This window comes from Oceanobacillus sp. FSL W7-1281, from assembly GCF_037969835.1.
Taxonomy (GTDB): Bacteria; Bacillota; Bacilli; order Bacillales; family Amphibacillaceae; genus Oceanobacillus; species Oceanobacillus oncorhynchi.
In genome coordinates, this window is record NZ_CP150214.1 from 1,488,144 (window position 1) to 1,500,508 (window position 12,365).

Annotated in this window: 12 protein-coding genes; 9 read left to right on the forward strand and 3 right to left on the reverse strand. The window is 40.2% G+C overall.

What is annotated here, in order from left to right:
• Nucleotides 1–413: 413 nt before the first annotated feature.
• On the forward strand, nucleotides 414–1,301 hold the full coding sequence (locus tag MKX55_RS07485; protein WP_339237291.1) for a TetR/AcrR family transcriptional regulator: 888 nt from the start codon (nucleotides 414–416) through the stop codon (nucleotides 1,299–1,301).
• Between the two features lie 170 nt (nucleotides 1,302–1,471).
• Entirely contained in the window at nucleotides 1,472–2,968 is a 1,497-nt protein-coding gene (locus tag MKX55_RS07490) for a DHA2 family efflux MFS transporter permease subunit (RefSeq protein ID WP_339237293.1), read from the forward strand.
• Nucleotides 2,969–3,094: 126 nt separating this feature from the next.
• Here the strand turns inward: MKX55_RS07490 and MKX55_RS07495 are convergent, their stop codons facing one another.
• Nucleotides 3,095–3,475: a hypothetical protein gene (locus MKX55_RS07495; RefSeq protein WP_339237295.1), complete on the reverse strand. Its 381-nt coding sequence runs from the start codon at nucleotides 3,473–3,475 to the stop codon at nucleotides 3,095–3,097.
• Nucleotides 3,476–3,735: 260 nt separating this feature from the next.
• Between MKX55_RS07495 and MKX55_RS07500 the strand changes: the two genes are divergently transcribed.
• The 3 genes from MKX55_RS07500 to MKX55_RS07510 all read left to right on the forward strand — a co-directional run bounded on the left by MKX55_RS07500 (nucleotide 3,736) and on the right by MKX55_RS07510 (nucleotide 5,947).
• Nucleotides 3,736–4,584: an MBL fold metallo-hydrolase gene (locus tag MKX55_RS07500; RefSeq protein WP_339237297.1), complete on the forward strand. Its 849-nt coding sequence runs from the start codon at nucleotides 3,736–3,738 to the stop codon at nucleotides 4,582–4,584.
• A gap of 204 nt (nucleotides 4,585–4,788) precedes the next feature.
• Nucleotides 4,789–5,394, forward strand: coding sequence for a TetR family transcriptional regulator (locus MKX55_RS07505; RefSeq protein WP_339237299.1), 606 nt, complete (start codon nucleotides 4,789–4,791; stop codon nucleotides 5,392–5,394).
• Nucleotides 5,395–5,398: 4 nt separating this feature from the next.
• Nucleotides 5,399–5,947: a GNAT family protein gene (locus MKX55_RS07510; protein WP_339183740.1), complete on the forward strand. Its 549-nt coding sequence runs from the start codon at nucleotides 5,399–5,401 to the stop codon at nucleotides 5,945–5,947.
• A gap of 59 nt (nucleotides 5,948–6,006) precedes the next feature.
• On the opposite strand, the gene MKX55_RS07515 is transcribed toward MKX55_RS07510, so the two are convergent.
• The gene (locus MKX55_RS07515; RefSeq protein WP_339183741.1) at nucleotides 6,007–6,573 is read right to left on the reverse strand and encodes a spore coat protein; all 567 of its coding nucleotides are present in this window, start codon (nucleotides 6,571–6,573) and stop codon (nucleotides 6,007–6,009) included.
• Between the two features lie 111 nt (nucleotides 6,574–6,684).
• Nucleotides 6,685–7,119, reverse strand: a complete 435-nt coding sequence (locus MKX55_RS07520; protein WP_339183742.1) for a YndM family protein — start codon at nucleotides 7,117–7,119, stop codon at nucleotides 6,685–6,687.
• A 799-nt stretch (nucleotides 7,120–7,918) separates the two neighbouring features.
• Here MKX55_RS07520 and pgsB point away from each other — a divergent pair.
• Genes pgsB through MKX55_RS07540 form a run of 4 tightly spaced genes read left to right on the forward strand, consistent with a single transcriptional unit; the run spans nucleotide 7,919 to nucleotide 12,364 of the window.
• Nucleotides 7,919–9,094 (forward strand): poly-gamma-glutamate synthase PgsB, encoded by a 1,176-nt coding sequence (gene pgsB, locus MKX55_RS07525; protein WP_339237301.1) that lies wholly within the window; start codon nucleotides 7,919–7,921, stop codon nucleotides 9,092–9,094.
• 12 nt (nucleotides 9,095–9,106) lie between these two features.
• Entirely contained in the window at nucleotides 9,107–9,556 is a 450-nt protein-coding gene (gene pgsC, locus MKX55_RS07530) for a poly-gamma-glutamate biosynthesis protein PgsC (protein ID WP_339183745.1), read from the forward strand.
• A gap of 11 nt (nucleotides 9,557–9,567) precedes the next feature.
• Entirely contained in the window at nucleotides 9,568–10,731 is a 1,164-nt protein-coding gene (locus MKX55_RS07535) for a CapA family protein (RefSeq protein WP_339183746.1), read from the forward strand.
• Nucleotides 10,721–12,364: a gamma-glutamyltransferase gene (locus tag MKX55_RS07540; RefSeq protein ID WP_339237303.1), complete on the forward strand. Its 1,644-nt coding sequence runs from the start codon at nucleotides 10,721–10,723 to the stop codon at nucleotides 12,362–12,364. Before MKX55_RS07535 ends, MKX55_RS07540 begins: the two co-directional genes overlap by 11 nt.
• Nucleotide 12,365 lies beyond the last annotated feature (1 nt).

Sequence of the window (12,365 nt, forward strand, 5' to 3'; positions counted from 1 at the left end):
CACAACCTGCTATGTTTAGTTTTCAAAGAGCGTCTTTCAAGAACATTACACCATGCAAACTTATGTTCGTAAATGCAAAAAGGCAATTCACCTCCCACCTACTCATTGGGTTTCACCCTGAACATTCCGACGTACAAATGTTTTCGATGGGGTGAGTAATCGCAACCCCAGGACGTTACGACGTTAGCCTGCCTTGAGGTTGGGGATCCTCTCGTCTAATTATAATAGAACTGAGTAGTTGACAAAAAACCAAACGGTCAATTATAATATGTCAGTGACTTGATAGTACTAATTTGACTTAGTGGTCATATGGATGAAAGAAAGCTAACAGTAATATGATCTAGTTGTTTTTAGGAACAGGGATATCAGAAAGCAAAAAGCGGAAGAGATGTGTTTTAAAAAGGGGATAAATAATGGATAAAAAAGAAGAAATTATGCAATCCGCGATTCATCTTTTTTCTAAAAAAGGATATGCTGCCACATCGGTTCAGGAAATTGCTAATGACTGCAGAATTTCCAAAGGAACATTATATAATTTTTTTGATTCGAAGGAAGACTTATTGATACAGGTTATCCGGCATAATCATCGGAAAATGCTGGAGCAGGCTGAAAATCTCAATCTGGATGCCACCCTGCCTCCGAAAGAAAAGCTGATTCAAAAGGTGGTTGTACAGTTTGACGGGATTCGTGAAAATAAAGATTACTTGAGTATGTTACTGACAGCATTGCCTCCGCATGACAATCCGAAAATTTCTTTGCTTATGAAACGAATCCGAATCACGATGATGAATTGGTATAAGGATTGCTTTATGGAGGCTTATGGAAGCCAAGTAGAGCCGTACATCTGGGATCTGGCACTGATGTTTCAGGGGACATTAAAAGAGTATACTTCTTTGATTTTTCGAGATCACAAGGAGATTGATTTTGAAAATGTTGCCCGTTTTGTCGTGGAGCGGTTTGATACGATCGTACAAAATACAACAGAGGCAGAACCTGTGTTGACACCTTTGGAAATGAAAGAATACGAGGCTTTTCAAGCAGACTTAGAACCGAAATCTCCAGAACAGCAAATCAATCAGCTTTTGGAAGAACTGGAGAAAAAAATAAAGAAATTGGCGCTGTATGATGAGGAAAAAGAAGAGTATGCTGCAGCCGTGCAATCTTTACAAGCAGAAATCCATGAAAAGAAACCCAGAACGTTTTTAGTTAAATCATTACTTTTGTTTTTAGCTGAGATAGAAGAATGTCAGCCGCTTGTGCATCGGATAGAAGTATTTTTAAAAACATTGCAGACCGTGTAGCCGTTTTTAAAAAGTGAAGTAAATAAGAAGAAAGGATTGGAATGTGATATTTTTAACATTCTTTTTCTTTCGTTATGCGGAATAAGTGAAGTGAAGCTGTATCTTCCAAATCAATGACTGGAATTAGTTGAAAAAAGAATAGTAGAAGAAATAGGAGATGAGAAAGTATTATGGCTGAATCAACAATGAACAATATAAAAAAAGGGCCCATTCTTGCTGTTATCATTCTGGGCGCATTTGTATCGCTCTTGAATCAGACATTGATGAATGTAGCATTGCCTTCGATAATGGAGGATTTAGATATCGTAGAAAGTACAGCACAGTGGATTACGACAGGATTTATGCTGGTTAATGGGGTGCTTATTCCGATTACGGCATTTTTAATGGAGAAATTTTCGACAAGACAGCTGTTTTTAACAGCAATTAGCTTATTTGCGCTGGGAACATTAATTTGCGGGATTGCACCAGATTTCCCTATATTGATGGCCGGACGTATTATTCAGGCAGTCGGCGCAGGGATTATTATGCCGCTGTTAACAACTGTGGTTCTGGCACTGTTCCCGGTTGAAAAACGCGGAGGAGCGATGGGGGTTATTGGTATTGCGATTATCTTCGCGCCAGCGGTCGGCCCGACATTATCCGGCTTTGTAGTAGAACATTACTCATGGAGATTACTGTTCTATATCATTTTCCCAATTGCTGTTTTAACAATTATTCTTGGAGCTGTTTTCTTGAAAAATGTTACCAAACAGACCTTCCCGGATATTGATGTAATAGCGGTTATTCTATCTACCCTCGGGTTTGGCGGAATTCTATATGGCTTTAGTACAGCCGGAACAAACGGATGGACAGATGCAACAGTAATCACCGGATTAGTCGTCGGCTTTGTTGGATTAATTTTATTTGTGTTACGTGAATTAAAGGCAGATGTCCCTATGTTGGATTTCCGGGTGTTCAAGGATCGTATTTTTTCTCTGACCACGGTGATTAATATAGCAATTACGGTAGCTATGTTTGCTCCAATGCTGCTGATTCCGCTATATTTACAAAATGTCTTAGGTGTCAGCCCGATGAACTCCGGTTTGATGTTGATGCCGGGAGCGATCGTAATGGGGATTATGTCGCCGATTACTGGTAAGGTATTTGATCGAATTGGTGCACGCCCGCTTGCTGTTTTCGGTTTAGCGATAACTGTCGTAACAACGTATTTATTTACACAGCTTACCGATACAACAAGCTATTCGTACCTGATTGTTATTTACACCATTCGTATGTTCGGCATGTCCATGATTATGATGCCTATTATGACGGCTGGATTAAATCAACTGCCGCAAAGGCTTCATCCGCATGGTACAGCAATGGTTAACACTGTACGTTCTGTAGCAGGAGCAATTGGGACCGCGTTTTTAGTAACAGTTATGACGAACCAGGCTAAAAACAGTATAGAAGGTATTATTGCAGATAATCATTTTAATCCTGCAAACCAGCAAGATATGCTCCATGCAGCTAACCTTGCACAGGTACAGGGAATCAATGATGCCTTTATGGTATCTACGGTATTTGCAGTTATCGGGTTGATTTTGTCATTCTTTATTAAACGAGGCAGAACAACGCAGGAAGAACAACCGGAGTTGCAACAGGATAATCTTGTACAGGAAAAAGCATAATCTATATAGAACCAGGGTGCTGTTCGAAAAATGAACAGCACCCTGGTTTTAATTTAGGAAAAAATGTTTCTTATAATAAAGAATTTTCTTCATAAAAAAATGGATAAGATAATTATCCAATCCATTTTAGAAGCTGTATGTATTTTTTGTTTTTCCTGCATAAAGGGTTACAAAAATACTTGCAATACTTATAATCGTGCCGATGATTGCTGTAATCGTAACAGCCGCACCCGTCGATGCAAAAAAGCTTCCCAAAATAAGCCCGGTAAAAGAAATGGCAATCAAGGCTTGATAAATTGCTGAAATAGTTCTTACCACCACATGATGGAAGAATGATAAAAGAAAGGGCGGTAAAAATAACACGACGACCATCCCTATGGAAATAAATAAACCGCCAAGATCATCATAGGAAATGGTATTGGGACCTGTCGGCTGTCGCGCAGCTAATAAAATACAGACGATTGCACTTAATAATGTCAGAGCAATCATCAGAATCTTTTTTGACATGGTAAAACTCCTTTCTCTGTTTTAATATAACATATTTTTTAAAAAATTCGATGGTTCAGCTTCGGTTGATTTTTAGTTAAATAATGGAAACTTTTAAGCAGAGGAAACAATTATTTAAACGCATTGCTTAACAGGACAGCTATAAACCTTTGTCCAGAAAAAATATAAAAATCTTTCTCCAAAAGGGATAAAAATGTAATGCAAAGGAAAGGTATCATTGTATTCATTTAAACGATGGCATATTAGGAGGAGATAAAAAAATGAATCAGAACGGAGCGGATTATAAATATATTCCGGCCACATCTGTGAACAGCGGTGCCGGGACAGAAGTTTTGCCAGACATCTATTGTCATACCATCCAAATTGTTAATATTTGTTTCGTACAAGACCCAGAAACAAAAAGCTTTGTATTGATTGACGCAGGTATGCCGAAATCAGCAGATAAAATTATAGCTGTGACAGAGGAACGTTTTGGCAAGAACAGCAGGCCAAAAGCAATTATTTTAACACATGGTCATTTTGATCATGTGGGAGGACTGGTTGATTTAGTGAAGCATTGGAATGTCCCAGTCTATGCCCATAAGCTGGAGCTTCCATTTCTGACCGGAAAAAAGAGTTATCCTGAGCCGGATCCGAGTGTGGAGGGCGGGCTGGTTGCTAAAGCGTCTTCCATGTTTCCTAATGAGCCCATTGACATTGGAAGCAGTATAGTGGAGCTCCCGGCTGATGGAAGTGTGCCAGAGATGCCTGGCTGGAAATGGATACACACCCCCGGACACTCTCCGGGACATGTTTCCTTATATAGAGAATCCGATCGAATGCTGATTGCTGGAGATGCTTTTATTACTGTGAAACAGGATTCCTTGTATAAAGTGATGGTACAGGAGAGAGAAATACACGGACCGCCCCGATATTTCACAACAGATTGGGAAGCAGCAAAGAAATCGGTTCAAACGCTGGAAGCCTTAAAACCTGCAATCGCAATAACAGGGCACGGAGAACCAATGTATGAAGAGGAACTGTCTGAAGGACTGAAGAAATTAGTAAAAACATTTGATCAGACAGCTGTTCCTGATTTCGGGAGATATGTCGACGGTGAACAGAAATAGCGCAGATGGCTTAGAGAATGAAATACGGTTATTATAAAAAGATTGCTGGATTATATAAATCAGCAATCTTTTTATATGACCATCTCATCTTTCTGGCTGAACAAAAAGCAGAAGCAGTTCAAATTTGAAAATATACAACAGTGTCGTTATAATAAAATAAATGACACTGTTGTATATTTTATTGATTAAAATCGAGGTGATTCGATGCCTAAAGTAAGTGAGGCTTACAAGCAAGAAAAGAGAAGAAATTTGGTTTTGGCTGCGAAAGAGGTCTTTATCAAGAAAGGCTATGTGCAGACATCGATGCAGGATATCATGGATGAAGCTGGTGTATCGAGGGGGGCAATATACAGTTATTTTAATAATCTGGAGCATATTTTTTTGGAAGTGCTAAGAGAAGACGATCAAAGGGATGTGCAGTTTTTTGAAGTGTCAGATGATGAACGGATTTGGCCCCAGCTCCAGCGCTGGCTGGAAAGGCAGCAGCAGGTTATTGAAAATATCCATCAGTCTTTGCTTCGGGCAAAAGCGGAATTCTTTTTAACTGCGCAACAGCATAAAGACGATTTTTCTTATGTATCCCAGCGTTACGATGAAATAACGGAAGCGATAGAAGAAGTATTAAGAACGGGTAATCAAAATAAAGAATTTCAGCTGCAGCAGCGGCCAGAGCGGATTTCCAGATATATGATTTCTTTTTTAAATGGACTGATGCTCGATACTTTTCAGCTGGGAAACAAACAAACGAAAGTACGGGAACAATTATCCATTCTGCGCTTTACTTTGGAAAAATTAGTATATAAGGAGTGATTGTTTGTTATTTGAATCAGCAAGGCTTCAATTGAGAAAGATGACCAAAGAGGATACAGAGCTTTATCACAAATGGAGAAATGATGTAGAGGTCATGCATTCAACCAGTCCTGCTTTAGATGTATATCCAATAAAAGCTACCGAGGATTTTGTAGAGTATGCTATTTTAAAATCAGACACGTCAAAAGGGTATATGATGGTTGATAAGCAAAAGGATAAGGCCATTGGGATTGTCTCCCTCATTCACATAGATCATAAAAACCGGAACGCAGAATGTATAATTGATATTGGCGAGAAAGCATATTGGGGAAAGGGCTACGGGGCAGAAGGAATGGAATTGCTGCTTGATTATGCTTTTCTTGAACTGAATCTGCACCGGATATCCTTACGGGTGTTTTCCTTTAATGAGCGGGCAATCCATCTGTATAAGAAGCTGGGTTTTGAATTGGAAGGGAAAAGCAGAGAGGCTCTATTTCGGGACGGGAAGTGGTACGATATGATTCATATGGGAATTTTGCAAAAAGAATATGTTGAGAGAAAAAAGATAGTGTAGAAGTTCGTTAAAAATCAGGAGCGAGAAGCTGAAATTCTGCTCCTGGTTTTTAATTGTTTTTATAATTGAGGCGGCTGCTCAACTGGCTGGTAGATAGATGCTATCGTCTGAATGGCATGATCCGGTGCGGCCATTAATGGGTAATAGCCTTTTTTTGTCATATACTGCCAAACCTCGTAAGCATGGTGATTGCTGTTCAAAAAGGCATGTTCCAAAAACGTTCTTAAATCCGGGTTAGCGCATTCTACAGAAGCATTACCATAATTTTTGGCTGAACTCTTCTGATTAAGCAGATAAGCTGTAGCAATTTCACGGTCGGTATGCTGCTGTACTTCTGTTCGCGGCGTTGCAGCAGGAAATTCTGAAACGGGAGCCTGCGTATAAGAGGCTAACATCGGATTTATCTGAGCAGGCTGAAATTTTGTAATATCCGGTGTTGTTTCGCTTTGAACAAATTCTACTTTTAGATTATAGTCTTGTACATGTAACGGGAAGTGCCTTTGTAATAAACCCTTCAATTCAGGGTCTTGGGCTTGATTGATAAAGCCTGCCATGCAAGATATTGTATTATAACACCCTGCAATCAGCTCACTTAACTCATGTAATTCATGGGAGGCTAATTTCATGGGAACCACTCCTTATTTTTCTATTTCTCTTATGCTTTGCCGTTAGACTTAATTTATACTTTCAGGCGTTGACGGGAAAAACTTGCGAAAATATCAAGCCGAAATAGTTTTTTATTTGTTTTTGTCTTTTTTAGCATGAAATTCTTCACTTATTTCTGTTTGCAAGCTATCCGAATGAATGTGTTTCTCCTCCCTCTCTACATAATCAAACACAAAATTACGCAAATATCGATGATAAAAAAGTTCACTTATCGTAATTAGAAAAGCAGCTATTAATGCCGCTCCATCCACAGAAAGTGCATTATCATACAGTAAAGCGCCGATTCCCCAGATGCCGATATAAGCAAGTGCAAAATCACCTACTGCTGCTGCTATGTTCCCGATCCGGGGAAGAATCAGCATATCACCTGCAAATGCAACGGCAGTTAAAATCAAACTGGTCATCATCAAGCTGCTGAAAGAAATTTGAAAAATCAAACCTAAAGTGACCCATAATATTCCTGTTGTCAGAGCAAATTTAATGAAGAATGCCAAAACGTATTTCATCTAATCACCAACCTTTCAATTTTTATTATCGGAGTCTCATTCATCAGAAAAATCTCCTGCTCGATGAAGTTTGCCATTATTAATAACTGTATTTTGCTCTCTAATCCTAGTGTTTATGCAGTAACTCTGCATATTTCATAACACGTACAGCTTATTTGTCTGTTCTTTTATTGTGATTCAGTTGGTTTAGAATTTGCTCGAACGTGGTATATTAAACCAATTCGTTTTATATTCTGTCATTTTTAGCAGAATTTTCTTAAATTTGATGCGCCATTTTTTTAATACCCCTTTAAAATTATTGGCTTGCTGATTATCGGAATATTAATTTCGTTGAATTGGAAAACTATAGACCGGCAGATTCCTGCTATATAACGGGTTTGATTAGGTGAATGATTCGATATCGGTTTTCTTGTGTGTGCCTTCATCAAGGTCAACTTATGGGCAGTGCATCAATTGGATAAATTCTCCTTTGTTACTTTTTTCTGCGAATGAAGCGTAAGAAGGGATTTGAAAAACGACAATCCTATAAAAATTGATATAATAGATTAGAAAGTCTTGAAATATAGCAGGAGTAATCGACATAAATTTTATAAAATTACAATACATTACATTTGAAAGTCAGTTTAGTCACACAGATTACAAATAGAATAAAAAAAAGATTTTTTCTTAGTAACACTTATTTTTTTTGTTAAAATGTCTAACGTGCTGTCAAAGTGTGTCTAAACATGACAGCTGATGATTGCGAAATGAAATACTGCGATTTTCATGATTTGATGAATGATAAAGGAAGGGTATAGTTATGTTATTGATTCCAATTGTGCTCGTTATTGTACTGGTTATCGGTATCATGGAGTGGAATTCGCATAAAAAGCATGTGAATGCTTTGCCGATTCGGGTGAATGTGAATGGAATCCGTGGGAAATCAACAGTAACGCGGCTGATTACAGGTATTATTAAAGAAGCAGGATATAAGACCATCGGGAAAACGACTGGTACTTCGGCAAGGATGATTTATTGGAATACGCCGGAGGAAGAGCCTATTGTTCGACGTCCCGAGGGCCCGAATATCCGTGAACAGAAAATCGTTGTGAAAAAAGCAGCCGATTTGGGCGCCGAGGCGTTGGTAAGTGAGTGTATGGCGGTCAACCCGGATTATCAAATTGTTTTTCAGGAGAAGCTGCTCCAAGCGAATATTGGTGTAATTGTTAATGTGCTGGAAGACCATATGGATGTCATGGGGCCAACATTAGATGAGATTGCCGAAGCCTTTACAGCGACGATTCCGCATAATGGGCATTTAATTATCTCGGAAGGTCCTTATGTAGAGTATTTTAAACAAGAAGCAGCGAAAAGAAACACGAAAGTGATCGTTGCCGATAACAGCAAAATTCCGGATGCATATTTACGCAAATTCGATTATATGATCTTCCCGGAAAATGCTTCGCTCGCTTTAGCAGTTGCGGAAGCATTGGATATTGATGAAGAAACAGCATTTCGCGGAATGCTTAAGGCGCAGCCGGATCCGGGCGCGATGTGGATTAAGCAGGTGAGCCATGAGGATTCCGAAACTTATTTCGTTAACGGTTTTGCGGCCAATGACTCTGTTTCTACCATTAACATTTGGAAGAATGTAGCGTCATTAGGATATCCCGCGAAGAACCCGATTATCGTAATGAACTGCCGGGCAGACCGTGTGGACCGGACCATTCAATTTGTGGATGATGTATTGCCGCACCTGCCGATGCATGTGCTTGTATTGATTGGGGAAAAGGCAGACCCGATTAAGAATGCTGTAAAATCTGGCAAACTGGAAGTTAATCAAGTAATGGATCTTCAAGGAAAATCAACGGATGAAATCTATGAAACATTAATCGATATATCATCAGATAATATGATTTATGGAATAGGGAATATCCACGGTGCTGCCGAACCATTAGTTGAAAAATTCCATGCCGGCACAGAAACAGAGAAATAGGAGGATCATAGAATGTTTGGCTCAGATTTATATATTGCACTCGTGCTTGGAGTTATTCTAAGCTTACTTTTTTCAGAGAAAACTGGCATTGTCCCGGCAGGACTGGTTGTGCCTGGATATTTAGCACTGGTTTTTGACCAGCCTATCTTTATTGCCGTTATTTTTGGTATCAGTCTTTTAACATATGTTATTGTGACATACGGACTTTCACGCATTGTCCTGCTTTATGGACGCAGAAAATTTGCTGCTATGTTATCCGTAGGAATTGTGTTGAAACTGCTCCTCGATTTCACCTATCCGGTGCTCCCGTTTGAAATATTGGAGTTTAGAGGGATTGGGGTTATTGTACCCGGTCTTATCGCCAATACCATTCAAAAACAAGGAGCCATTATTACTATCGGAAGTTCGCTTCTATTAGGTGGACTTACTTTTGTTATTTTAAGCGTTTATTACATCATATAGGAAGGGTTAATATGTCTAAAAAATTAACATATCAAGAAAAAATATTACGGATGGGGAAACGTCATAAAAAATCTGCCGGTAAACATGTGGCCATCGGTTTAGCTGTTGTTGTTGTCTTCATTATCGGACATAAAATTTTCTTTTCACCAGATGTAGCACAGGTTGAAAGCAGAGATGATTCAGAGCTGACAGCTACTTTTGTCGGTGACATCATGTTTGGCCGTCACGTGGAAGATGTGACAGAGAGATACGGAGTAACCTATCCATTTGAAAAAGTGAAGCCTTTCTTTGACAATGCGGATTATGTGTCTGGTAATTTTGAGAATCCGATTTTATTGCAAGATGAAGATAATTATGAGCAAATAGATAAACGAATTCATCTACATACGGGTGAAGAGGCAGCTCAAGCTTTAGCAGAAATGAATTTTACCATGCTCAATCTGGCTAATAACCATATGATGGATTATGGCGCAGAAGGACTGACTGATACGATTTCGGCACTTGATAGTGCAGGTTTAGCCCATGTTGGTGCCGGGGAAAATGTAGAAGAAGCAACAGCTGTTGATTATCAGGACGTGAATGGAATAAGAATTGCAACACTTGGTTATACAGATGCGCTTGTAGAGGGCTTCTCAGCGCTTGGTTACCGGGCAGGCGTAGCCCGTTCGTTGCCGGATAATATTTTTCCAATGATTGAAGAAGCGAAGCAAGAGGCAGACCTTGTTTTTGTGAACATGCACTGGGGGGTTGAGTATGATAATCAGCCGCACCCGAGACAGACCGAGTTAGCAAGGGCAATGATTGATGCCGGCGCAGATGCAATTATTGGACATCACTCGCACGTGTTATCAGAAGTGGAAAAATATAAAGATGGTGTTATTTTTTACGGACTGGGCAACTTTGTTTTTGACCAGGGCTGGTCCAGGACAAAGGATAGTGCGATTGTGCAGTATGATCTATTAAGCGACGGGACAGGCAGGTTTGAGATTACGCCGCTGCGTATAGATGGAGCACAGCCTTACGTAACAGAAAACAAATATAACCAAATGAAAATTCATATGCAATTAATGAATAATCAGCCGGAAGAGAATTTTGAAAAAGAAGATGGGAAGCTGATTCTGGAAGTGGATCATTCTGATGTTTTAGAAGGAAGGAGTTCTGATAATGGGCAATAAAAAACTTATGATTATATTGGGAGTTATTGTCGTAGCAGGGCTGGTATTTGTTTATGCTCAGCAAGGAATGTTTGAATCGGATACGACAACGACCGATTATGGTGTCGAACAATCGGAGACAATCAATTCGTCAGAAGGATATGGTGTGAGCGCTTCGCATCCATTAGCAGTAGAAGCAGGGAATAAAGTATTGGAAGAAGGCGGGAACGCAGCGGATGCGGCAGTAGTCGTTTCCTACGTGCTTGGCGTTGTAGAGCCCTATGGTTCAGGTATCGGCGGCGGCGGAGAGATGCTGGTCTACCCGCATGATGCAGAGGAGCCTACCGTTTATGAGTACCGTGAAACGGCACCAGAATCAGGTGCAGAGCCGGAAACCTTTGCTATTCCAGGTTTAGTAAGGGGAATGGAGGATCTCAATAAGGATTTAGGTACGATGGATATGCAGGATCTGATCCAGCCGGCAATCGATTATGCAGAAGAAGGGTTTCAAGTTGACGGACATTTGGTAGACCGGCTTAGTAAAGGCTCTTACCGGATGAATGTTCCAGAGCTGGAACAATTTTTCCCGGATAATGACATATTAGAAGCGGGCGATACATTGATGCAGACTGAATTAGCAGATACTTTACGTCAAATTCAGGAAGGCGGAGCGGATGCTTTTTATAACGGACCAATTGCAGACCAAATCTTAGAACATGAGGAAACAATAACGGCGGAGGATTTAAGCGGTTATACCGCAGAAACGACGGAAGCTGCGCACGGCACCTTTGCCGGATATGATGTGTATTCTGCGCCGCCGCCGTTAGCAGGAGTGACATTGATTCAGTCTCTGCAAATGGCGGAGCAGTTAAATATTGGGTCGACGGAGAATAATCAAAGAGATTATATGCATCTGATTGGAGAAATTTCCAAACGGTCCTATGATGACCGCGTTGAAAATGTGGGGGACAGATTCTTTACGGATGCGATGTCTGCTGATGAACTGACATCACCTGAGCATACACAGCAGATGGCGGACACGATTTCACTCGATGAATTATCCGAGGACTATGAAGTGAATGATTCGGTATCCGATGAGGAAGACCACGATAATACGACACATTTTGTCATTGTCGACCAAGATGGTACAATGGTATCAGCAACGCATACCTTAGGGAATTTCTTTGGCTCCGGTGACGATGTAGGCGGGTTTTTCATGAATAACCAAATGGAAAACTTCAGTCAAAGGGATGAGTCATTAAATAGTATTGAGCCAGGGAAAACACCAAGAAGCTTCACGAGCCCAACCATTTTGACAAATGGTGACCGGATGATCGGAATTGGCTCGCCAGGCGGTAAGAGGATCCCGATGGTGATGACACAAGTGCTCGTGAAATATTTGATGTTTGATGAAACGCTTGAAGATGCCGTCGGGGATGATAGATTTTACATTGAAGATAATGATATTTTCACAGAAGGCGAGTTAGATACCGATATTCAATCAGGTCTGAGGGCCCGGGGCTATGAAATCTACAATCAAACGGAACACGATTTTTATGGAGGAATTCAGGCACTTGTTATCGATGATGAATCTAATTCCATTTATGGTGTGGCAGATGAACGGAGAAACGGTATAGTGCAAGTCAAAGATTAAT

Coding starts and splice junctions, on each gene's coding strand:
- MKX55_RS07485 (WP_339237291.1), top strand. CDS start 414: ATGGATAAAAAAGAAGAAATTATGCAATCCGCGATTCATCTTTTTTCT.
- MKX55_RS07490 (WP_339237293.1), top strand. CDS start 1,472: ATGGCTGAATCAACAATGAACAATATAAAAAAAGGGCCCATTCTTGCT.
- MKX55_RS07495 (WP_339237295.1), bottom strand. CDS start 3,475: ATGTCAAAAAAGATTCTGATGATTGCTCTGACATTATTAAGTGCAATC.
- MKX55_RS07500 (WP_339237297.1), top strand. CDS start 3,736: ATGAATCAGAACGGAGCGGATTATAAATATATTCCGGCCACATCTGTG.
- MKX55_RS07505 (WP_339237299.1), top strand. CDS start 4,789: ATGCCTAAAGTAAGTGAGGCTTACAAGCAAGAAAAGAGAAGAAATTTG.
- MKX55_RS07515 (WP_339183741.1), bottom strand. CDS start 6,573: ATGAAATTAGCCTCCCATGAATTACATGAGTTAAGTGAGCTGATTGCA.
- MKX55_RS07520 (WP_339183742.1), bottom strand. CDS start 7,119: ATGAAATACGTTTTGGCATTCTTCATTAAATTTGCTCTGACAACAGGA.
- pgsB (WP_339237301.1), top strand. CDS start 7,919: ATGTTATTGATTCCAATTGTGCTCGTTATTGTACTGGTTATCGGTATC.
- pgsC (WP_339183745.1), top strand. CDS start 9,107: ATGTTTGGCTCAGATTTATATATTGCACTCGTGCTTGGAGTTATTCTA.
- MKX55_RS07535 (WP_339183746.1), top strand. CDS start 9,568: ATGTCTAAAAAATTAACATATCAAGAAAAAATATTACGGATGGGGAAA.
- MKX55_RS07540 (WP_339237303.1), top strand. CDS start 10,721: ATGGGCAATAAAAAACTTATGATTATATTGGGAGTTATTGTCGTAGCA.